Raw genomic sequence first — 20219 nt, 5'->3', positions numbered from 1 at the left:
GTTCAGTCCTCCGCCATCGGGCGGCCGACCGTCTCGCGGGGGAACTGCACGGCGATCGCGCAGATCGCGAAGAGGCCCGCGAGCAGGGCGAACATGCCGCCGACCCCGGAGGCGTCCAGCACCGCTCCCGCCAGGAGCGGGAACAGGCCTCCCGAGAGCGACCCGAGCGCGAGGATGACGGAGGTGCCGAGCCCGCGGATCCGCGTCGGGTACTGCTCCGGGGCGAACAGCCAGATGGTGGTGTTGAGCACGATCACCGAGAAGTTGAAGAGGAAGCCGAACATCAGCACGAGGGCGACGGTCGTGCCGAGGAAGCCGAAGCCCAGTCCCGCCCCGACTCCGAGGATCGCGGCGACCGTGAGCGTGAGCTTGCGGGGCAGGCGGCGGGCGGCGAGAGCGGCCACGAGCGCTCCGACCAGGGAGCCCGACTGCATGACGAGGGTATACCAGAGCGCACTGGTGATGTCGAAGCCGCGGGACGTGAGGATCAGCGGGATGAGCGTGAGCATCGAGATCTGCGCGGCGTACGACATGCACACCGCCACTCCGAGGGCGATCGTCGTGCGGCGGTGGCGCCGGCCGAAGAGCTCGGTCCAGCGCGGAGTCGCCACGGCCGCGGTCGTTGCGGTCTCGGCAGCACCGAGGTAGTCGATCTCCTCGTTCAGCGGCCGGTGCAGCCGCCCCTGGGCCAGACGGTTGACGACCGTGTTCGCCTCGGCGACGCGTCCGCGGGCCGCGAGGTAGCGGGGCGTCTCGGGCAGCGCTCGGCGGTAGACCACGACGGCGAGGGCGGGGATCACCAAGAGGCCGAAGAGCCAGCGCCAGCGGTCGTCGCCCGTGAACACCGTGAAGACGATGACTCCGAACAGCGGGGCGAGCATGTTGCCCAGCCCGGCCGCCGCGACGTTGATGAGACCGACTGCCGTCCCGCGGTGCTTGGCCGAGAAGAACTCCGCGAGCATGATCACGGCGGTCGCGATCTCGCCGCCGAGCCCGAGGCCCACGAGGAAGCGCGCCGCGACGAGGATCTCGTAGCTCGGCGCGAGGGCGCAGAGCAGGCTGCCGACCGCGAAGACCATCAGGTTCGCGCCCAGGAGGGTCCGCCGGCCGACCCGGTCCATCACGACTCCCGCGAGCACGCGGCCGAGCGCCACGGCGGTGAACGTCGCGGTGTTGAGCAGACCGAGCTGCGCCCCGGCCAGGCCCCAGTCCGCGGCAAGCACCGGCCCGGCGACTCCGACCGTGTTCTGCTCGATCGCGTCGAAGAACACGCCGAACAGGATCATCGCGACGATGCCGACGTGCGCGCTCGTGACTCCGATGCGCGAGTAGGCGGCCTCGATGCGGTCCCCCATCGTCGTCGAGTGCGGAGGGTTCGTGACGGTGCTCATGGGCGGATCCTTTCGAACGGAGTCAGGGAGGCGCTCGGTATACCGAAGCACCTCGCTAACGGTACGGTCGCGCTCCCACCCGCGTGTTTCGGCCGCGTGAAATCGCTGTTACGGCTGGCGATCGCGACGCCCGCTACCCTGGCCCCACCCGCACAGGTAGACCCGAGGAGGCGCCATGGTCGAGAAGAGCCCGGCGAAGACGATGTCGCAGACCGTCTACGAGGAGCTGCGCCGCAGGATCCTCGACGGCAGGCTCCCCGCCGGGGAGCCGATCCGGGAGCGCGATCTCGCCGCCGAGCTGGCCGTCTCGCGCGTCCCGATCCGCGAGGCCCTCCCCTGGCTCGAGCTGGCCGGCCTTGTCACCGTGCGGCCTCGGAGCACCGCCGTCGTGACGATCGTCACGCGACGCGACGTCGACGAGCTCTACGACATCCGCTCGGCGCTCGAGCCCCTCGTGGCGCGGAAGGCCGCCGAAGCGGTGTCCCGCGGTGCCGATGCCACAGCGCTCGTCGCCGTCGTCACGGACGCGAGCACGGCCCTCGCCGACGGAGACCTCGCGCGGTTCCACTCCGAGAGCGGCCGCATCCACGGCGCGATTGAGGCGATCGCCGGCAACCGGCTGCTGATCTCGACCATGGGGCCGCTGGACGAGCGGAGCAACCGCCTCAACATCGCGAACATCCAGGCGGAGCCGCGCGTGCGCCACGAGGAGCACGTGCGTCTGGCGGAGGCGGTCGCCGCGGGGGACGCGGGCCTCGCCTCCTCCGTGGCTCACGCGCACGTCGAGTGGGGGCGGCAGCGCACGATCGCGACGCTCGCCGACGTGCCCGGCTTCTCGGCGGAGTGACGCCGGCGGCTCAGGCGGTCAGCCCGAGCGCGTCCATCCGCCGGGTGTGCGAGGCGATCAGCTCGGTGAACACCGGCTCGATGCGCGACTCGTCCGAGTCGGGGTTGCCCGACCCCATCAGCGCCGAGCGCGCGACGAGCAGGGTGTCTCCCACCAGGCGGCGGCCCCAGACCGCCAGGCGCGAGCCGAGGCGCTCGTCGGCGGCGATCTCGCGGCGCAGGATGGTGATCAGCCCGTCGATGCCGGTGTCCGCGCCCAGCGTCTGGGCGATCCGCGGGCCCACGTCGTTCGGGAGCCCCCCGGTCAGGCGGATGAAGAAGTCGTCGAGCAGCCCGGCCGTGATGTAGGCCGAGAGGAGCGTCTCGTGCAGGTCCGCTCCGCGGGTCAGCCGCTCGAACGTGTCGATCGCGGGGCGGAACGGCGCCATCGCCTCGCCCGGCTCCACCTCGCGCCGGCGGAGCTCGGCGACCACCGCGTGGTGCTTCGAGAGCGCGGTGCCGGCCGCGGCCGAGATCGCCTCCTTGTCGGCGAGGTCGTCGGTGTCGGCGACGGCTCGGGCGAGCGCCTCGAAGATCGCGAGCTGCAGGTAGGCGACCTGCCCGAGGTAGGGCAGCACCTCGGGGGTCAGATCCGCCAGGTCGACGCGGTCGCGCTTGGCGGACTCGCCCCGCGGGGTCAGACGCGGGGCCTCTCCGGAGGGACGTCGGCGTCGGAACCAGGCTGCCATTCGCCCAGCTTAGAGCGCGGGCGGTGCGCCCCGCCGCCGCCTTCGGGGCCGCGGAGAGAGCGTGGCGGTAGACTCGCCGGGATGTCACCGGCGCTGGATCGGTGACCCTGCGCCCGGAGTCGTACAGGGGCGTAGACCGTTCGACACGACAGGCGCTTCACTCCCGTGACTTTCTCCGATCTCAACATCGACGACGACATCGTCGCCGCACTCGCCTCCAAGGGCATCCTCGAGCCGTTCCCCATCCAGGAGCAGACGATCCCCCTGGCCCTGCAGAAGCAGGACATCATCGGCCAGGCCAAAACCGGCACCGGCAAGACCTTCGGCTTCGGCCTCCCCCTCATCCAGGCGCTGGGCACCGACCCGGAGCCGGGCGTCAAGGCGCTCATCGTCGTCCCGACGCGCGAGCTGGCCGTCCAGGTGACCGAGGACATCGAGCTCGCCGCCTCGAACCGCCCCACCAAGATCGTCTCGATCTACGGCGGCAAGGCGTACGAGGGCCAGATCGAGCAGCTCAAGGCCGGCGCGCAGATCGTCGTCGGGACCCCGGGTCGCCTCCTCGATCTCGCCGGTCAGCGACTGCTGTCGCTCGCGAACGTCCAGGTGATGGTCCTCGACGAGGCCGACAAGATGCTCGACCTGGGCTTCCTCTCGGACATCGAGAAGCTGTTCGCGCAGACGCCGCAGACCCGCCACACCATGCTGTTCTCGGCGACGATGCCCGGCGCGATCGTCGCGCTCGCGCGCCGCTTCATGAACAAGCCGATCCACATCCGCGCGACCGATCCCGACGAGGGCATCACGCAGGCCAACATCAAGCACATCGTCTACCGGGCGCACTCGCTCGACAAGGACGAGGTCATCGCGCGCATCCTGCAGTCGGAGGGACGCGGCAAGACCGTCATCTTCACCCGCACCAAGCGCGCCGCGGCCCGCATCGTCGAGGAGCTGAACGACCGCGGCTTCAACGCCGCCGCCGTGCACGGCGATCTCAACCAGGAGCAGCGCGAGCGGGCGATGGCGGCGTTCAAGGCCGGCAAGAAGGACATCCTGATCGCCACCGACGTCGCCGCCCGCGGCATCGACGTGAACGACGTCACCCACGTGATCAACCACACGATCCCGGACGACGACCAGACCTACCTGCACCGCGTCGGCCGCACCGGCCGCGCGGGCAAGACCGGCATCGCCGTCACGTTCGTCGACTGGGAGGACCTGCACAAGTGGGCCCTCATCAACCGTGCGCTCGAGTTCGGCCAGCCCGACCCGGTCGAGACGTACTCCTCGTCGCCGCACCTCTACACCGACCTCGACATCCCCGTGGGCACGAAGGGCCGGCTGAAGCCGACGCCGATCCCCGCCGAGGCGAAGGCCGACGCGCAGCCCGAGCGCAGCACCCGTCAGCGCGAGCCGCGCGAGCCGCGCGAGGGCCGCGAGCCCCGTCGCCGCACCCGCGGCGCAGGCGAGCAGTCCGAGGCCGCCGCACCGCAGACCGGCCAGGCGCCCTCGAGCGAGAGCAAGGAGCACCACGACGGCAACAGCGAGCCGCGCCGCCGGACGCGCCAGCGCCGCCGCAGCCCGCGCCCCGACGCGCAGGTCTGACGCACTCCTTCACGAGCCCCCTCCGCGAGCGATCGCGCGAGGGGGCTCGTGCGTTCACTCCGGGGTGAGCGTCGGCGTCAGCCCCGAGCGGAGGCGCGGATCGCGTCGACCGTCGCGCGCGGCGTCGTGTTCTCTCCGAGCCGGTTCGGCTTGCCCGTGCCGTGGTAATCGCTCGACCCGGTCGTGACCAGGCCGTAGCGCTCGGCGAGTTCGCGCAGTCGCGTCCGGCCGCCCGCCGTGTTCTCGCGGTGCTCGACCTCGAGGCCGAACAGCCCGGCGTCGACGAGGTCCGGCAGCATCGACTCGACGACGATGCCGCGGGTGCTGGTCGCCGGGTGCGCGATCACCGGCACGCCGCCCGCGGCGCGGACGAGGCGGACCGCGTCGACCGGGTCGGGGGCGTAGTGCGGGCGGTAGTAGCCGCCCCGCCAGTCGAGGATCCCGGCGAAGGCCGCCGAGCGGTCGGTGGCGAGGCCGCGGGCGACGAGGGCGTCGGCGATGTGCGGGCGTCCGATCGTGGATCCGGGGCGGGTCTGCGCGAGGACGTCGTCCCAGGTGAGGTCGTAGTCGGCCGAGATCGCGGTCACGATCGCCTCGGCGCGGTGCCTCCGCTCCGAGCGGATGCGCGCGGTCTCGGCGACGAGACCCGGATCCTCCGGATCGACGAGGTACGCGAGCACGTGCACGCTCGCCCAGCCGACGCGCGACGAGAGCTCCATGCCCGGGACCAGCTCGATGCCGCAGTCGCGGGCCGCGTCGATCGCGGCGGCCCAGCCGCCGGTGGAGTCGTGATCGGTGAGAGCCACTCCGGCCAGGCCCGCGTCGGCCGCCGCGCGCACGAGCACCTCGGGCGGTTCCGTGCCGTCGGAGACGAGGGAGTGGGTGTGGAGGTCGAACCCGCCTCCCGCGACATGCATGCCCCCCATCGTAGACGCGCGTCCTGCGCCCGAGGCCGGGAGGATGCCCTACCCTGACCGGGATGGGGACGAGACTGGTGAAGACCGCGGTGGCCGCGGCGGTGGCGATCGTCCTGCTCGTGGCGACCGCGCCGGGGTTCTTCGGTCTCGCTCGCGAGGCGCCCTTCGCCCAGCTCGTCTCGTTCCGGCTCGCCACGGCGCTCGGCGCCGTGGCGGTGGCCGTCGTCCTCGTCGTCGTGGCGGTGCTGGTGCGCCCGGTGCGCCGGCTCGCGCTCGTGATCGCGGGGCTCGGAGTCGCGTTCGCGGTGGTCCTCGCCGGTCTGCAGGCCGTCCGGGGCGACGACTCCTCGCCGCCCCGAGCCCACCGCCTCGCGGACCTGCGGATCCTGACCTGGAACACGCTCGACTCCGTGCCCGTCGACACGGTCGTCGCACTCGCGACCGAGAACGCGGTCGACGCCCTGAGCCTCGTGGAGGTGTCGGAGGCTCCCGCGCAGGAGATCGCCGCCGCGCTCGGCGCCGCCGGCCGCCCGATGACCCTGCACTACGCGGCGGGGAGCGAGAGCACGGCCGGCACGGCGCTGCTGCTCGCGCCGTCGCTCGGCGCCTACTCCGTCGACCCCGAGAGCACCCCCACCGGCACCCTCGCCTCACTCGTCGTCCGACCGGACACCCCTGAGCGCCCGGTGATCGCCGCCGTGCACGCCGCTCCGCCGATCCCCTCGCTGATGGCCGACTGGCGCAGTGACCTCTCCCGCCTCGCCGCGCTCTGCAGCACGGAGGAGGACGTGGTCGTGGTCGGCGATCTCAACTCGACCCTCGACCACTGGGCCGGCCTGCCCGGCACGGCGGACCTCGGCGGCTGCACCGACGCCGGGTCGCTCGCCCGCGGCGCCGCCCTCGGGACCTGGCCCGCGTCGCTCCCGACGCCGCTGGGCGCTCCCATCGACCACGTCCTCTTCTCCGGGCGCTGGGACGTCTCGGGCTACGTCGTCGTCGACGACCGGGACGACGCGGGGAGCGACCACCGACCGGTCCTCGCCCAGCTCTCGGTGCGCGGTCTGGTCAAGGAGACGTCCTGACCCCTCCCCCGGACGAGGAGGAGAATGGGGGCATGACGAACACGGACGAGCAGACCACCCCGACGCCCGACCCCGCCGCCGCGCCCACCCCGCGCGCGACCGCGAACCGCTCGACGACCCCCGCCTCCGATCGCTTCCGCGACTTCATCGCCTCCGGCTGGGCCGAGCGGGACGAGCCGCTGCCCGCCGCGCGCGAGCAGGCCTCCTTCGCCGCCGCCCGGCGCGAGCGCCTCTCGGCGCTGCACACCGGCGAGCGCGTCGTGATCCCCGCGGGCCGGCTCAAGCAGCGGGCGAACGACACCGACTACCCGTTCCGCGCGCACTCCGCCTTCACCTGGCTGACCGGCTGGGGCGCCGACTCCGAGCCGGGCGCCGTCCTGGTGCTCGAGCCCGGCGAGTCGGGGCACAGCGCGGTGCTGTACTTCCGCGAGCGCGCCGGCCGCGACTCCGACGAGTTCTACGCGAACCCCGAGATCGGCGAGTTCTGGATCGGGCCGCGGCCCTCCCTCGCCCAGGTCTCGGCCGACCTCGGGCTCGAGGCCCGCGGCATCGACGAGCTGGACGCGGTCCTGGACGCGCAGGACGACGTGTCCGTGGCCGTGCTGCGCGAGGCCGACCCGCTGGTCGCCGAGCGCCTCGCCGGTCGCACGTCGGACGACTCCGACGCCGCCCTCGAGCGCGACCTCAGCGAGCTGCGCCTGGTGAAGGACTCCTACGAGATCGCCGAGCTGCGTGCCGCCGTCGACGCGACCGCCAGGGGCTTCGAGGACGTGCTCGCCGACCTGCCGCGCATCGTCGCCCACGAGCGCGGCGAGCGCCTGATCGAGGGCGTGTTCAACGGCCGCGCCCGCGCCGACGGCAACGCGGTCGGCTACGACACGATCGCCGCCGCCGGTCCGCACGCCTGCATCCTGCACTGGACCCGCAACGACGGACCCGTGCGCGCCGGCGAGCTCGTCCTTCTGGATGCGGGCGTCGAGCAGGAGAGCTACTACACCGCCGACATCACCCGCACCTTCCCGGTCGACGGCGTCTACACCGAGGCGCAGCGCCGGGTGCACGAGACGGTGCGGGAGGCGGCCGACGCCGCGTTCGCGATCGTCCGCCCCGGCATCCGCTTCCGCGAGGTGCACGCCGCCGCCATGGCCGTGATCGCCCGCCGCACGGCGGAGTGGGGGCTCCTCCCCGTCAGCGCCGAGGAGGCGCTCGAGGCCGACAACCAGCAGCACCGCCGCTACATGGTGCACGGCACGAGCCACCACCTCGGCCTCGACGTGCACGACTGCGCGAAGGCCCGGCGCGAGATGTACCTCGACGGAGTGATCGAGGCCGGCATGGTCTTCACGATCGAGCCCGGCCTGTACTTCCAGCCCGACGACCTCACGGTGCCCGAGGAGCTGCGCGGCATCGGCGTGCGGATCGAGGACGACGTGCTGGTCACCGAGGACGGCGTCGAGAACCTGTCGGCCGGCATCCCGCGCTCGGCCGACGAGATCGAGGCCTGGATGGCGCGGCTGGCCCGCTGAGGCGCCGCGCCGCTCAGGCGGCGAGCGCCGGAGCCGCGAACGCGCCCTGAGCGGTCGCGAGTGCGAGGCCCTCGAGGAGCACCGCGAGCTGGCCCGCGGGGGCCTTCGGATCCTCCGGGTGCCACTGCACGGCCACGATCGGGGCGCTACGGTGCTCGATCGCCTCGACGACCCCGTCGTCGGCGCGCGCGACGATCTCGAGCCCGGGCGCGAGGCGGTCGACTGCCTGGTGGTGCGCGCTCTGCACCGCCAGGACCTCCGCGCCGAAGAGCCCGGCCAGGGTCGAGGACGCGGCGAGCTCCACCGGGTGGCTGTGCATCCGCTCGTGCGCGGGGGCGGCGGCGTTCACGTGCGCGGCGTCTGGGCCGAGGTCCGGGACGAGCGTGCCGCCGAGGGCGACGTTGACGACCTGCAGGCCGCGGCAGATGCCGAGCAGGGGCGTGCGGCGGGCGAGAGCGCGGTGCACGAGGGCGATCTGCGCGTCGTCGGCGCGCTCGGCGTGCGGGCCCTCGCCGGGATAGCCGCGGGCGGCTCCGTAGCGCTCGGGCGCGATGTCCTCGCCGCCGGCCAGCACGACCGCGTCGGCACCGTCGGTCTCGGCGAGCAGCCGGGCGGCGCCGAGGTCCTCGGCCGCGTACCGCTGCGCGTCCCAGCCCAGCTCGCGGGCGAGGGTCAGGAGGCGTCCGTTCAGGATCTGCACGTACGCGTGGTACTCGTCGCGTCCGGGCCGTGTCCGGGCGACCTCCACGATGGCGAGCGAGCGGGTCATGCCGTCCATCCTGCGCACCCCGGCGAGCACGGTCGAGCGGAGGCGACACGGTCCGTAACACGCGGGCCGTACGATCGCGGAGTGACCTCCGCTCCCCCGCCCCTCCCGGAGCGGCTGCAGCGCGCCCGTGCCGACGTCTCGGTCCTCGCCGGCCTCGCCTCCGAGCGGCAGGTGCGCCCGCTGCGCGAGGCCGCGGACCGCGCCGCCGACGCCCCGGAGGAGCACGCCGAGGCCCTTCTCGACGGCGTCGGGGCGATGACCGCGCTCCTCGCCCGCGCCGAGGCCCAGCTGAGCGGCCTCGAGCGCTCGGTGCGGGACGACCTCGACCGGGCCGACACCCTCTCCGGCGTGCGGACGACCGCGCAGGTCGCCTCCGCGGCCGACGTCGCGACCGCCGGAGCCGCCGCCAGGGCGCTCCTGCTCGACGCCGACGAGGCGCGCGCGGCGTCGACCGGGCACGACCCCGCCGCGGTGCTCGCGCTCCTCCTCGACGCCGACGCCGCGCTGGACGCGGTCGTCGCCGGGTACCGGGACCCGCACGCGCAGGCCGAGCGCCAGCTCCTGCTCGTCGAGGCCGCCCGCACGGCCGCCCGTCTGGGCGCGGACGCGGTCGGCCTGCTGGTGCTCGTGCACGGCGACCGGATCACCTCGGCGCCGCGCATCCTCGCGGAGGAGACGCTCGCGCAGCTCGACGCCGCGGTCCGGCTCGCCGCCGCCGACCCCGCGGGTGCACTGGAGGAGGCCCGGCGGGCGGTCGAGCGCTCGCGCTCCGCTCTCGACGAGGCGATCGTCGACCTGGACGGGCCCGACGCGCCCGCCGCCGAGGCGCCCGCGGCGGCCAGCGCCGACCCCGCGCTCGGCGTGCTGCCCGCGGTCTGAGGACGAGCGCCGCCCCGTGCCAGACTGAGACGCATGGCGTCCTTCCTCGTGGTCCCGCAGTGGCAGGGCTCGGCGTCGACGCGGGCCATGCGCCTCGTCGACGGGGCCGAGGCGATCCGCGGCGACCTCCCCTCCTCCGCCACCGTCATCGTCGAGGTCCCCGCCGAGGCGGGTGACGCGCAGGACACCGGGATCCGCCGCTACGCCTCCGTCGCGACGACCGCGGAGCGCGTCCGCGAGGCACTGGCCGGCCGTCCCGGCCCCGTGATCACGATCGGAGGCGACTGCGGCGTCGAGTTCGCCGCCGTCGGCCACGCGGTCCGCACGACCGACGGCCCGGTCGCGCTCGTCTGGCTCGACGCGCATCCGGATGGGAACACCCCCGCCACCTCGCCCAGCGGCGCCTTCTCGGGCATGGTCCTCTCGGCCGTCCTCGGCCGCGGCGTCGGCCTCCTGAGCGCGGGCGCGGACGAGCGGGTCGACGACGCCCGCGTGGTGCTCGCCGGAGTGCGGGCGACCGATCCGGGAGAGCTCGAGGGCCTGCTCGAGCGCGGTGCCCGCAGCCTGACGGCCGACGAACTCGATCCGGAGGCGCTCGTCGCCGCCGTCGAGGCCACCGGGGCGGTCGCGGTGTACGTGCACATCGACCTCGACGTGCTCGATCCGGCCGATCTCGCGGGGCTGTTCGACCCCGTCCCGTTCGGCGTTCCGGCCGGACGCCTCGTGGCGAGCCTCGAGGCGCTGCGAACGCGGTTCCCGCTCGCGGGCGCCGGACTCACCTCCTTCGCCCCCTCCTCCCCCGCCGCTGCCGTCGACGACCTGCCCACGATCCTCCGCCTCGTCGGCGCCCTCGCCCGCGGGGCCTGAGCGAGCACCCCGAATCCGCGACCGGGAGCCGGGGAGTGTCGGGTGCACCGGGCAAGATGGACGGACGCGACCGAGCGGAGGACCGATGAGCGAGAACCCACGCGTGCGCGCCGCGCGCCGCGGTCACGTGCTCGAGATCGTCCTCGACCGGCCCGAGAAGCGCAACGCCGCCGATCTCGCCCTGCTGTCGGCCCTCGCCGCCGCGTACGGAGAACTCGACCGCGATCCCGACCTGCGCGTCGGGGTCGTCCTGGCCTCGGGCCTCCACTTCACCGCCGGCCTCGACCTGGCCGACATCGGTCCGCGGCTCGCCTCCGGCGGGCTGGACTTCGTGCCCGAGGGCGGACTCGACCCGTGGGGGCTGCGGACCCGTTCGGTCTCCAAGCCCGTCGTGATCGGCCTGCAGGGCACCTGCCTCACCCTCGGCATCGAGCTCGCCCTCGCGAGCGACGTGGTGCTGGCCGAGGAGTCGACGAGCTTCGGGCAGATCGAGGTCGCGCGCGGCATCCTCCCGTTCGGCGGAGCCACGCTGCGCTTCCCGCGGGCGACCGGCTGGGGCGACGCGATGCGCTGGATCCTCACGGGCGACCTGTTCGACGCCGCCGAGGCGCACCGCATCGGACTCGTGCAGCAGGTCGTGCCCGACGGCACGGTCGCCGAGGCCGCCGCGGCCCTCGCCGAGCGGATCGCCGCGCAGGCACCGCTCGCCGTGCAGGCGGCCCTCGCCAACGCGCGCCTCGCGGTCGCCTCGCCCGACGCCGCCGCCGCCGCGCTACCCGCGGAGCTCGCCCGGCTCGCCTCCTCCGAGGACGCCGCGATCGGCCTGCAGGCGTTCCTCGCCCGCACGACGGCGGAGTTCACCGGCCGATGAGCGACGAGATCCTCGACTCCGCCCGCCCCGCCGAGACCACCGGCTCCGCCCTCGAGGCGCAGCGCGAGCGCGCCGCCCGTCAGCTCGAGATCCGGCTGCGCTACGGCGACCAGGTCTGGGAGCTGCGCGAGGTCGACCACTTCGCCGTCTTCACCCGCGCGAGCCGCGCCCGCCGCGCCGGTCGCGCGCTGGTCGCCTCCGGCTACGAGATCGCGATCTCCCGCCTGCGCCTGCGGCACGTGCTGGTCGCGAGCCACCACGCGGCCGTCGACGAGGAGGCGACGACCGCCTTCCTCCGCCAGGTGGTCGAGACCGTCGAGAGCGAGGGCGGCCGCTACGACGGCTGGCGCGCCGAGATCGTGCCCGCCCACTGAGCCCCGCCGGCGCACGCCGGCCCCCTCCGGGACGCACCGTCCCGGGTCAGCAGTCACGGGCCGCCGCCCGAGAAGGATCTGGACACCATGAGCACCGACAGCAGCACGGCCGACGAATTCGACCTGATCGTCATCGGAGCCGGCCCCGTGGGCGAGAACATCGCCGACCGGGCCGTGCAGGGCGGCCTCACCGCCGCGATCGTCGAGAGCGAGCTCGTGGGCGGCGAGTGCTCCTACTGGGCGTGCATGCCGTCAAAGGCGCTGCTGCGGGCGCCGATGGCACTGCGCGCCGCACGCGACCTCCCCGGGGCGGCCCAGGCGGTCTCGGGCGGAGTGGACGTCGCCGCGCTCCTCGCGCACCGCGACTCCGTCACGAGCGGCTTCGACGACCACGGCCAGGTGCAGTGGCTCGAGGGAGCGGGCATCGAGCTCGTCCGCGGCCACGGCCGCCTGAGCGGTGAGCGCGAGGTGACCGTGACGGCCCCCGACGGCACGGAGCGGGTGCTCCGCGCGCGCGCGGCCGTAGCAGTGGCGACCGGCACGACCGCCCTCGTGCCCGACGTGCCGGGGCTCCGCGACGCCGCTCCCTGGACGAGCCGCGAGGCGACGAGCGCCGAGACCGTTCCGCCGCGCCTCGTGATCGTCGGAGGCGGAGTCGTCGCGGTCGAGATGGCGACCGCCTACGCCGGTATGGGCTCCTCCGTCACCCTGCTCGCGCGCAGCGGGCTCCTCGCTCCGTTCGAGCCGTTCGCCGGGGCGCTGGTCGGCGACTCCCTCCGCGAGCTCGGCGTCGACGTCCGGCTCGGCGCCTCGCCCGCCGCGGTCGAGCGCCGCTCCGACGGCGGCGTCGCGGTCACCCTCGAGGGCGGCGACGTGATCGAGGCCGACGAGATCCTGGCGGCGACGGGCCGCGCCCCGCACACGCGCGACATCGGGCTCGAGAGCGTGGGCCTCGAGCCCGGGACCTCGCTCACCGTCGACGACACGATGCTCGTGCTCGGCGCCGACGGCGCACCGATCGGCGGCTCCTCGCCGTGGCTCTACGGAGTCGGCGACGTGAACCACCGGGCGCTCCTCACCCACCAGGGCAAGTACCAGGCGCGCGCCGCGGGCGACGTGATCGTGGCTCGTGCCACTGGCGCCGCCGTGCTCGACGCCCCGTGGGGTGCGCACGTGGCGACCGCCGACCACGAGGCCGTTCCCCAGGTCGTCTTCACCGACCCGGAGGTCGCCTCGGTCGGACTGACGGCGGCCGCCGCCGAGGAGGCGGGCTACCGCACGCGCGTCGTCGACTACGAGATCGGCTCGGTCGCCGGAGCCTCGCTGGCCGCGGTCGGCTACACCGGCACCGCCCGCATGGTCGTGGACGAGGAGCGCCGGGTCGTGCTCGGAGTCACCTTCGTCGGCAAGGAGGTCGGCGAGCTGATCCACTCCGCGACGATCGCCGTCGTCGGCGAGGTGCCGCTCTCGCGCCTCTGGCACGCCGTGCCCTCCTACCCGACCATCAGCGAGGTGTGGCTGCGCCTGCTCGAGACCTACGGGCGCGACAGCGCGTGAGCGCCCTGCGCCGGGCGGTCGCCGTCGTCGCCCTCGACCCCGCGGTCACCCGCCCCGGCTACCTCTTCGGCTGCGCGGTGGGCCTCGTGTGGGGGTTCGTCTGGAGCACCGGGCGGATCGAGCGCCGGAACGGCCTCGTCGTCTTCCGCGGACTGCCCGACTGGGCCTACGGGCGCGGCGGGTCGTGCGTGGGCATCAGCTATCTGACGGGTGCCAACGCGTCGGACCGCGTCCTCGAGCACGAGGCCGTGCACGTGCAGCAGTGGAAGCGCTACGGGATGTGGTTCCCGTTCGCGTACCTCGTGGCGGGTCGCGATCCGCTGCGCAATCGATTCGAGATCGAAGCCGGTCTCGAGAAGGGCGGATACCTCCGTGGTCGCTGACATGAAGGGGCGCGTCGTCGTGCTCACCGGAGCGAGCTCCGGGATCGGGAAGGTCGCCGCGGGCGAGCTGGCCCAGGCGGGGGCGACCGTCGCGGTCGTCGGCCGCAACCCCGAGCGGACCCGCTCCGTCGCCGAGGACGTGGGAGGCCTGCCGTTCGTCGCCGACTTCGACCGCCTCAACGACGTGCGGGCCCTCGCCGCGTCGCTCCTCGAGCGCTTCGACGGGATCGACGTGCTCGCCAACAACGCCGGAGGCCTCGTCTCGGAGCGCGGCACGACGGCCGACGGCCACGAGCGGACCATCCAGAGCAACCATCTGGCGCCGTTCCTCCTCACCCGGCTCCTGCTGCCGCGCCTGATCGAAACGGGAGCGTCGCGTCCCGGCGCCCGCGTCGTCTCGACGGCGAGCGTCGCCAACCGGTTCGGCCGCCTGTCGCTCGAGGACCTCGATCGCAGGAAGGGCCCGTGGCTGGGCGGCTGGAGCGCCTACGGCACCTCCAAGCTCGCCACGATCCTCTTCATCCGCGAGCTCGCCGAGCGCCTGCTGCCGACCGCCGTCGACGCCTACTCGTTCCACCCCGGCTTCGTCGCCACCGGCTTCGGAGCCGACTCCCGCGTCATGAAGGCGATGCAGACGCTCACGTCCGGCTCCTACGGCATGACCGCCGAGGCCGGCGCCGTGCCGTTGATCACGCTCTGCTCGGAGCCCGACGTCGGCGCCGCGAGCGGCACCTACTTCGACGGCCTCAAGCCCCACGGCGGCGTCGCCAAGCAGGCCCGGGACCGCGTGCTCGGGACCGACCTCTGGGACCTCTCGAGCCGCCTGGTGGGGCTACCTCCGACGCTCTGATCGAGACGCCCCCGAGCGGGTCGCGGGGGCGTCGGCTGCAAGGCGGATGAGCTCCGCGTGGTGGAACCACGCGGAGCGACGACAACGCTGCAGACGGCGTTCCCGCGGCCCGCTCGGCTAGTTGGCTTCGGAGCGGCCGAGGCGCCAGTACCCCATGAAGGCGACGCGCTTGCGGTCGACGCCGAGCTCGGTCACGAGGCAGCGGCGGATGCGCTTGACCGCTCCGGCCTCGCCCGCGATCCAGGCGTAGAGGCCGGGGTCGGTGCTCTCCTCGGGCACCTCCCAGAGGATCCCGCTGTCGATGTCGACGTCCGACACCTCGACGCCGCGGTGGTGCGCCGTGAGGAAGCGGGTCGACCAGGCGCGGACGGAGGCGTCGAGCGCCGCTCCGCAGTCGGCTCCGCTCTCGCGGACGAGCCAGGTGACCTGCACACCGGCCGGGTGGCGCAGCGTCAGGCGATCCTCGGCGGTGGGCACCTCGAGGAACGCGGCTCCGGAGGCGTCGGCCGGGAGGCTCTCGAGGATCGCGCCGATCGCGGGGACGGCGGTCTCGTCGCCGGCGAGCAGGAGCGACGTCGCCGCTCCGGGGTGCCACTCGACGCCGCCGCCGGGCAGCTCGGAGCGGGTGTCGGGGGCGATGATGACGACCTCGGAGCCGGGCGCGGCGGTGCCGACCCAGGCCGAGGCGGGGCCGGAGTCGCCGTGCGCGACGAAGTCGACGTCGATCTCGGAGGCGTCCGGTCGGACGGCGCGGATCGTGTAGGTGCGCAGGGGGTTCCGCTGCTCGTCGGGCAGGGTGCGCCAGCGGCCGTACCAGTCTGCGGCGACTCCGTCCGGGCCGTCGGCATCGGCGACGGACGCCAGGAAGTCGCGGGCGCTGGAGGTCGCGGTCGGGACCACGAGCTTGATCCGCTGGTCGGGCCCGGTGCAGCCGACGGAGTCGAGGTCGTCGCCCGTGAGGGTCACCCGGATGAAGTGCGGAGCGATCCTCGTCGCCCGGGAGACGGTCGCGAGGTACGGCCGGTAGGCCGGGCGGGCGGGGGCGGCGGTCGTCGGAGGCATCGGCTCAGTATCGCACGGTGAGGTGAGCCTCACCTAACCCCGCGGACAGTTCAGCGGGCGGCGTGCTCGGCCGAGACGCGCAGTCGCGCCTCGACATCGGCAGCGAGCTCGGCGATGAGCGGCCCCGCTCCCCCGACCCACGCGCAGAAGTCGTGACGCTCGTCCGACCACGGGTAGTCGCCGTCGACGACGGACATCTCGCCCACCCAGGCCCGCACAGCGCGCTCCAGGGCCATTCCGCGGCGGCACAGGGAGCCCGTGCCCGGGGCGCCGGAGCGCGTCGAGCGGCCGAGCCAGGTGACGGTGACGCGGCCGGGAGCCGAGAGCGGGGGCAGTCCTCGCGCGTCGTCGACCTCGACGAACACCTGGCCCCGGGCGTTCGCGGGGAGGGAGTCGAGCACGCTCTGGATCCACGGCACGACGGTCTCGTCGCCCGCGATCAGGTACTGCTTGACGTCGACCGGCTCCGAGCCGTCTCGTCCCTCGAACATGCACATCGAGGCAAGTATAGGCATGCCTTACCTAAGCGGATAGTGCTCCGGCTGAGGATCTGCCGGAGTGACGGGTCACCACTGCGGGGGATGCCGCCGCTGCCAGCGCGCGCGGCGCTCCAGCTGCGCGCCGATCGACAGGAGCACCGCCTCTCCGCCGGGCCGTCCGATCAGCTGGATCCCCATCGGCAGGCCGCTGTCCGTCATCGAGAGGGGCAGAGTGATCGCCGGGAGCCCGGCGACGTTCACGAACGAGGTGAACGGCGTGTACTGCACCTGCTGCGCGAAGTTCCGCTCCGGGTCCTCGGCGTCGTACCAGCCGACCGGGCGCGGGGTCATCGTCATCGCGGGCGCTAGCACGGCGTCGAAGCTCGAGAAGGCGGCGATCAGCGCGCGCTCGAAGGCCGTCAGGACCGACACCGCCTCCACGACGTCGCGGGCGCCGAGACGTCGGCCCTCGACGACGAGCCAGCGGGTCAGCGGCTCGAGGAGCTCGAGGTCCGCGGGCGCCTCGACCGGCAGGGTCGACGCGCCGCTCTGCCACAGGGTCCTGAACGCGGCCGGGTAGGCGCTGCTCGGCGGCAGGAAGGCGTCGTCGAGTCCGTGGCCCAGTGCCGAGAGGGCGGCGATCCCCTCGTCGAAAGCGGCCTGCGCCTCGGGCTCGAGGCGGATGTCCTGCACGTCGTCCCACGGCGAGGCGGTGAGCACGCCGATCTGGAAGCGCCCCTCCCCTCGGATCGCGGCGCCCAGGAACGAGCCCTCGCGATCCTCCGGAGCGGCCACCGAGTAGGGATGCGGGATTCGGCCGTTGCGGCGTTCAAGCAGCCCCTCGAGCAGGAGCCCCGCGTCGGCGACCGAGCGCGCGATCGGACCCGCCACGACGAGCCCGCCGACTCCTCCCACCCCCGACATCGCCGGCACGCGCCCGCGCGAGGGCTTGAGCCCCACCAGTCCGCACGCGGCGGCCGGGATGCGGATCGAGCCGCCGCCGTCGGACGCCGGCGCGAACGGCAGGAGCCCCGCGGCCACGGCCGCCGCCGCTCCTCCGCTCGACCCCCCGGCACCCAGGCGCGTGTCCCACGGCGTCACCGTGGGCGGTCCGACCCGGCTCTCGGTGTAGGAGGGCATGCCGAACTCGGGAGCCGCGGTCTTGCCCACGCTGATCGCCCCCGCCGCGTCGAGCACCTCGACGATCTCGTCGGAGGCGTCGGGCACGAAGGACTCGCGCAGTCGCGATCCGGACGTGGTCCGGACGCCGCGGCGGCGCCACAGGTCCTTGTCCCCGCTCGCCAGGCCCCAGAGGGCGGCCGTGCGCGGGACGGATCCGTGGGCGAGGTCCACGGCGCGCTCCCGGGCCGCGTCGGGCGTCACGGTCGTGAAGGCGCCCAGCTCGCCGTTCCAGCGCTCGATCCGGGCGAGGTAGTGGTCGACCAGCTCGAGCGGCGAGACCTCGCCGCGCTGCAGCCAGTCCCACTGCTCCTGGGCGCTGAGGTGGTGGAGTTCGAACATGGGAACGACCCTATTCCGGGCCACCTGAGACCGGGCGGCGGCGGAACAGGGTCGTCCTGGTGGGAGGGCTCAGGCGGCGCGCCTGCCCGCCTCGCGGGTGCTCTCCTCGGCGCCGTAGCGGCCGCCGGCCGGCACGACGGTGTCGCGGTCGACCCGTGCACCCGTCGCGACGACGGCCGAGCCGCCGATGCGGGTGTAGCTGCCGATGCGGGCTCCCGGCCCGATGATCGCCTCGGGCCCGACGTGCACGTTCGCGCCGATGAAGGCGCTGTGCCCGATCATCGCGTCCCGGTCGACCCAGCTCCCGGCGCCGATCCAGGCGCGCTCGCCGACCGTCGCGCCGGGCTCCACGTAGGCGCCCGTCTCGACGTACGCGGACGCCGAGACGCGCGAGCCGGGTGCGACCATGCCGCGTCCGTTCGCGTGGCGGCGGTAGACGATCTCCTCGTCGCCGCCGCGCGTCCCACGTCCCTTGTTCATGCCTGTTCCTGCCATCTGCGTCGTGCTCCTCCGAGCGGTCCGGTGGGCCGGGCTCCGAGCCCCGCCCCGTCATCCCTAGACAACACCGAGTAGTGCTCGGGCATTCCCCGATCGGCGTCGCGACCAGGGCGGATGCGCGACGCTCAGCGCGGCTCGACGCGATCCGCGACCGCCGTGACGACGGCGCGGAACCGCTCCGGCGCCTCGCGGAGGCGTCGCCGCCCGAGGACGCCCGCGAGAGCGGAGGAGGCCGCCGGCGCGACGAACTCGCACTCGACGCGGGCTCCCTCCTCGTCGGCGAGGACCCGCCACTGCTCGAGGCCCGCTACCGGCAGGCGCCGCTCGAACCCGTCCGCCGTGCGGGCGAAGCCGTCGTCGACGGCGAGCACGTCGGCGAGGGCGGCGAGCGCCGGAGCGGGCTCGGCGTGGAGGATCGAGGCGAGGGCGAGGAGGCTGCGCACCGCGGAAGTCTCGCACGCACGGCCGGACGAGCGGTCAGGAGCGCGCGTCGAGCACCCGTCGCAGCCAGTCGAACGACGCCTTGGGCACCCGGTCGCCGCCGCGCGCGTCCAGGGCGACGAGCCCGTGCGGGCGGGTGTAGCCGTGCTGCCACTCGAACGCGTCCACGAGAGTCCAGAGCTGCACCGACTCGACCGGGAGGCCCTCGTGCACCGCCTCGGCGAGCGCACCGAGGTGCGAGCCGAGCCAGCGGATCCGCTCGGTGTCGACGATCGCGCCGTCCTGGTCGAGCACGTCGGGGAAGCTCGCGCCGAGGGCGGTGACGACCAGCGGAGGCAGCGCCTCGCCGTACCGCTCGACCAGCGCCCGGAGGACCGACACCGGCGCCCACGGGGCCGAGGGCGAGCCGTCGCCCGTCCGGTCCAGCTCCGGCCAGGGCCGCTCGTGGAACGGCAGCACCGGAGGCGCACCGACGCCGGTCGGCGCGTGCGGATCGCGTCCCGCCGCGATGCGCTGCGGCGGCAGCGGAGCCACGGCGTAGAAGTCGAGCGGGGCCGACAGCCGCTCGAGGTCCCGGGGATCGACCCGGGCCAGGCGCTCGAGGAACGGCGGCAGCTCCTCGGGACCCTGCGGGTACGCGCCGGTGAGCACCGCGTCGGCCACGAGCCGGTTGCGGAGGACGTCGGCGAGCCCGGCCCACGCGATGTCGGCCTCGGAGCCGCTCGCGGGCTCGACCGGCGCCAGAGCGTCGACGAGACCGATCCTGCCCCGCACCTCCGCCGCCCGCAGCGCCTCGACGGCGACGCCGTGGCCGAGCAGCTGGTGGTGCAGCGCGGGCAGGGCGTTCAGGAGGCGCCCCGCCGCCGGCGCCTGCCGGGTGAGCGCGTACCCCTCGAGCATCACGGTGGACGGCTGGTCGAGCGTGACCCAGTCGTCGACGCGGTCGCCCAGCTTCGCGCCGACGTCGAACGCCAGGTCGCCGAAGCGGAACGCGGTGTCGCGGTCCATCCAGCCGGCGCCGAGGGCGGAGGGGGTGTCGCGGTGGTGCAGCGTCAGCACCACGCGGATCCCTGCCTCGGCGAGCGCGTCGAGCAGGCGGTCGTAGAAGCCGATCCCGCCGCGGTCCAGCGGCCCCCTGCCGTCGGGCTGCACGCGCGGCCACGAGAGCGAGAGCCTCAGCTCGTCCGCGCCGAGATCGACGAGCAGGGCGAGATCCTCGCGCCAGCGCAGGAGGAAGTCGGTCGCGACCTCGGGCGTCGCCTCCTCGGCGATGGTGCCGCGCCGCAGCGCGAAGTCGTCCCACACGGATCGGCCGCGGCCGCCGGTCTCGAGCGATCCCTCGGTCTGGAAGGCGCTCTGCGCCAGGCCGATCCGCAGCCCGGAGGGCAGGAGCCGTCCCAGCTCGCGCGGGTCGTCGAAGCGCGCGGCCTCGGCGCGCACCTGCCGCCTGTCGCGTCCGCGCGCCGCGTCCTCGCTCATGCTTCCTCCGAAAGGGTCGATGGAGGTATTCTCGCGGAAGCGCTCTCCCACCGGGTGCGCGCTCCCCCGCACAGGACCGGTTCGGTGTCCATCCGGT

21 protein-coding genes are annotated in these 20219 nt (G+C 74.2%); 11 read left to right on the top strand and 10 right to left on the bottom strand.

Annotated features, from left to right (window positions below; translation table 11 throughout):
• Positions 1–2 precede the first annotated feature (2 nt).
• Positions 3–1391, bottom strand: coding sequence for an MFS transporter (locus LRG51_RS16990; protein WP_230673889.1), 1389 nt, complete (start codon positions 1389–1391; stop codon positions 3–5).
• A 175-nt stretch (positions 1392–1566) separates the two neighbouring features.
• Between LRG51_RS16990 and LRG51_RS16985 the strand changes: the two genes are divergently transcribed.
• Positions 1567–2238: a GntR family transcriptional regulator gene (locus tag LRG51_RS16985; protein WP_055793669.1), complete on the top strand. Its 672-nt coding sequence runs from the start codon at positions 1567–1569 to the stop codon at positions 2236–2238.
• Positions 2239–2248: 10 nt separating this feature from the next.
• Here the strand turns inward: LRG51_RS16985 and LRG51_RS16980 are convergent, their stop codons facing one another.
• Complete coding sequence (locus LRG51_RS16980) at positions 2249–2965, bottom strand: ferritin-like fold-containing protein (protein WP_055793671.1); 717 nt, start codon at positions 2963–2965, stop codon at positions 2249–2251.
• A gap of 165 nt (positions 2966–3130) precedes the next feature.
• On the opposite strand from LRG51_RS16980, the gene LRG51_RS16975 reads away from it, so the two are divergent.
• Complete coding sequence (locus LRG51_RS16975; RefSeq protein ID WP_055793674.1) at positions 3131–4567, top strand: DEAD/DEAH box helicase; 1437 nt, start codon at positions 3131–3133, stop codon at positions 4565–4567.
• A gap of 77 nt (positions 4568–4644) precedes the next feature.
• Here the strand turns inward: LRG51_RS16975 and LRG51_RS16970 are convergent, their stop codons facing one another.
• Positions 4645–5484, bottom strand: coding sequence for a PHP domain-containing protein (locus tag LRG51_RS16970; RefSeq protein ID WP_230673886.1), 840 nt, complete (start codon positions 5482–5484; stop codon positions 4645–4647).
• 62 nt (positions 5485–5546) lie between these two features.
• On the opposite strand from LRG51_RS16970, the gene LRG51_RS16965 reads away from it, so the two are divergent.
• A complete protein-coding gene (locus LRG51_RS16965; protein ID WP_230673883.1) occupies positions 5547–6566 on the top strand; it encodes an endonuclease/exonuclease/phosphatase family protein in 1020 nt (339 codons plus the stop codon).
• A 32-nt stretch (positions 6567–6598) separates the two neighbouring features.
• Entirely contained in the window at positions 6599–8092 is a 1494-nt protein-coding gene (locus tag LRG51_RS16960) for an aminopeptidase P family protein (protein ID WP_230673880.1), read from the top strand.
• Positions 8093–8105: 13 nt separating this feature from the next.
• On the opposite strand, the gene LRG51_RS16955 is transcribed toward LRG51_RS16960, so the two are convergent.
• On the bottom strand, positions 8106–8861 hold the full coding sequence (locus tag LRG51_RS16955) for a gamma-glutamyl-gamma-aminobutyrate hydrolase family protein (protein ID WP_107575933.1): 756 nt from the start codon (positions 8859–8861) through the stop codon (positions 8106–8108).
• A gap of 81 nt (positions 8862–8942) precedes the next feature.
• On the opposite strand from LRG51_RS16955, the gene LRG51_RS16950 reads away from it, so the two are divergent.
• The 7 genes from LRG51_RS16950 (at position 8943) to LRG51_RS16920 (ending at position 14642) form a co-directional block, all read left to right on the top strand.
• Positions 8943–9740: a hypothetical protein gene (locus tag LRG51_RS16950; RefSeq protein WP_230673877.1), complete on the top strand. Its 798-nt coding sequence runs from the start codon at positions 8943–8945 to the stop codon at positions 9738–9740.
• 33 nt (positions 9741–9773) lie between these two features.
• The gene (locus tag LRG51_RS16945; RefSeq protein WP_230673874.1) at positions 9774–10607 is read left to right on the top strand and encodes an arginase family protein; all 834 of its coding nucleotides are present in this window, start codon (positions 9774–9776) and stop codon (positions 10605–10607) included.
• 85 nt (positions 10608–10692) lie between these two features.
• Positions 10693–11478 carry a crotonase/enoyl-CoA hydratase family protein gene (locus tag LRG51_RS16940; protein ID WP_230673872.1) on the top strand — a complete coding sequence of 262 codons (786 nt, stop codon included), beginning with the start codon at positions 10693–10695 and terminating at the stop codon, positions 11476–11478.
• The gene (locus LRG51_RS16935) at positions 11475–11852 is read left to right on the top strand and encodes a ribonuclease E inhibitor RraB (RefSeq protein WP_230673868.1); all 378 of its coding nucleotides are present in this window, start codon (positions 11475–11477) and stop codon (positions 11850–11852) included. The genes LRG51_RS16940 and LRG51_RS16935 overlap by 4 nt, the downstream gene beginning before the upstream one ends.
• Before the next feature lie 87 nt (positions 11853–11939).
• The gene (locus tag LRG51_RS16930) at positions 11940–13409 is read left to right on the top strand and encodes a dihydrolipoyl dehydrogenase family protein (protein WP_230673865.1); all 1470 of its coding nucleotides are present in this window, start codon (positions 11940–11942) and stop codon (positions 13407–13409) included.
• Positions 13406–13792 carry a Fe-S oxidoreductase gene (locus LRG51_RS16925; protein WP_230673862.1) on the top strand — a complete coding sequence of 129 codons (387 nt, stop codon included), beginning with the start codon at positions 13406–13408 and terminating at the stop codon, positions 13790–13792. The genes LRG51_RS16930 and LRG51_RS16925 overlap by 4 nt, the downstream gene beginning before the upstream one ends.
• A complete protein-coding gene (locus LRG51_RS16920; protein ID WP_230673858.1) occupies positions 13782–14642 on the top strand; it encodes an SDR family NAD(P)-dependent oxidoreductase in 861 nt (286 codons plus the stop codon). Before LRG51_RS16925 ends, LRG51_RS16920 begins: the two co-directional genes overlap by 11 nt.
• 117 nt (positions 14643–14759) lie before the next feature.
• On the opposite strand, the gene LRG51_RS16915 is transcribed toward LRG51_RS16920, so the two are convergent.
• The 6 genes from LRG51_RS16915 to LRG51_RS16890 all read right to left on the bottom strand — a co-directional run bounded on the left by LRG51_RS16915 (position 14760) and on the right by LRG51_RS16890 (position 20122).
• Positions 14760–15704 (bottom strand): siderophore-interacting protein, encoded by a 945-nt coding sequence (locus LRG51_RS16915; RefSeq protein ID WP_055793698.1) that lies wholly within the window; start codon positions 15702–15704, stop codon positions 14760–14762.
• Positions 15705–15754: 50 nt separating this feature from the next.
• Positions 15755–16195: an SIP domain-containing protein gene (locus LRG51_RS16910; RefSeq protein ID WP_230673857.1), complete on the bottom strand. Its 441-nt coding sequence runs from the start codon at positions 16193–16195 to the stop codon at positions 15755–15757.
• Positions 16196–16270: 75 nt separating this feature from the next.
• Positions 16271–17704 carry an amidase gene (locus LRG51_RS16905; protein ID WP_055793702.1) on the bottom strand — a complete coding sequence of 478 codons (1434 nt, stop codon included), beginning with the start codon at positions 17702–17704 and terminating at the stop codon, positions 16271–16273.
• 69 nt (positions 17705–17773) lie between these two features.
• Positions 17774–18184: a hypothetical protein gene (locus LRG51_RS16900; protein WP_055793703.1), complete on the bottom strand. Its 411-nt coding sequence runs from the start codon at positions 18182–18184 to the stop codon at positions 17774–17776.
• 143 nt (positions 18185–18327) lie between these two features.
• Positions 18328–18645, bottom strand: coding sequence for a hypothetical protein (locus LRG51_RS16895; RefSeq protein ID WP_055793705.1), 318 nt, complete (start codon positions 18643–18645; stop codon positions 18328–18330).
• Between the two features lie 34 nt (positions 18646–18679).
• On the bottom strand, positions 18680–20122 hold the full coding sequence (locus LRG51_RS16890) for a glycoside hydrolase family 1 protein (RefSeq protein WP_230673855.1): 1443 nt from the start codon (positions 20120–20122) through the stop codon (positions 18680–18682).
• Positions 20123–20219 lie beyond the last annotated feature (97 nt).

This window comes from Rathayibacter sp. Leaf248, from assembly GCF_920939495.1.
GTDB classification, from domain to species: domain Bacteria; phylum Actinomycetota; class Actinomycetes; order Actinomycetales; family Microbacteriaceae; genus Rathayibacter; species Rathayibacter caricis.
Note: the sequence above shows the minus strand (reverse complement) of the source record. Positions and strands in the feature narration are given on the sequence as shown.

Coding starts and splice junctions, on each gene's coding strand:
- LRG51_RS16930 (WP_230673865.1), top strand. CDS start 11,940: ATGAGCACCGACAGCAGCACGGCCGACGAATTCGACCTGATCGTCATC.
- LRG51_RS16940 (WP_230673872.1), top strand. CDS start 10,693: ATGAGCGAGAACCCACGCGTGCGCGCCGCGCGCCGCGGTCACGTGCTC.
- LRG51_RS16915 (WP_055793698.1), bottom strand. CDS start 15,704: ATGCCTCCGACGACCGCCGCCCCCGCCCGCCCGGCCTACCGGCCGTAC.
- LRG51_RS16910 (WP_230673857.1), bottom strand. CDS start 16,195: ATGTTCGAGGGACGAGACGGCTCGGAGCCGGTCGACGTCAAGCAGTAC.
- LRG51_RS16970 (WP_230673886.1), bottom strand. CDS start 5,484: ATGCATGTCGCGGGAGGCGGGTTCGACCTCCACACCCACTCCCTCGTC.
- LRG51_RS16890 (WP_230673855.1), bottom strand. CDS start 20,122: ATGAGCGAGGACGCGGCGCGCGGACGCGACAGGCGGCAGGTGCGCGCC.
- LRG51_RS16955 (WP_107575933.1), bottom strand. CDS start 8,861: ATGACCCGCTCGCTCGCCATCGTGGAGGTCGCCCGGACACGGCCCGGA.
- LRG51_RS16935 (WP_230673868.1), top strand. CDS start 11,475: ATGAGCGACGAGATCCTCGACTCCGCCCGCCCCGCCGAGACCACCGGC.
- LRG51_RS16945 (WP_230673874.1), top strand. CDS start 9,774: ATGGCGTCCTTCCTCGTGGTCCCGCAGTGGCAGGGCTCGGCGTCGACG.
- LRG51_RS16985 (WP_055793669.1), top strand. CDS start 1,567: ATGGTCGAGAAGAGCCCGGCGAAGACGATGTCGCAGACCGTCTACGAG.
- LRG51_RS16965 (WP_230673883.1), top strand. CDS start 5,547: ATGGGGACGAGACTGGTGAAGACCGCGGTGGCCGCGGCGGTGGCGATC.
- LRG51_RS16980 (WP_055793671.1), bottom strand. CDS start 2,965: ATGGCAGCCTGGTTCCGACGCCGACGTCCCTCCGGAGAGGCCCCGCGT.
- LRG51_RS16905 (WP_055793702.1), bottom strand. CDS start 17,704: ATGTTCGAACTCCACCACCTCAGCGCCCAGGAGCAGTGGGACTGGCTG.
- LRG51_RS16900 (WP_055793703.1), bottom strand. CDS start 18,184: ATGAACAAGGGACGTGGGACGCGCGGCGGCGACGAGGAGATCGTCTAC.
- LRG51_RS16990 (WP_230673889.1), bottom strand. CDS start 1,391: ATGAGCACCGTCACGAACCCTCCGCACTCGACGACGATGGGGGACCGC.
- LRG51_RS16960 (WP_230673880.1), top strand. CDS start 6,599: ATGACGAACACGGACGAGCAGACCACCCCGACGCCCGACCCCGCCGCC.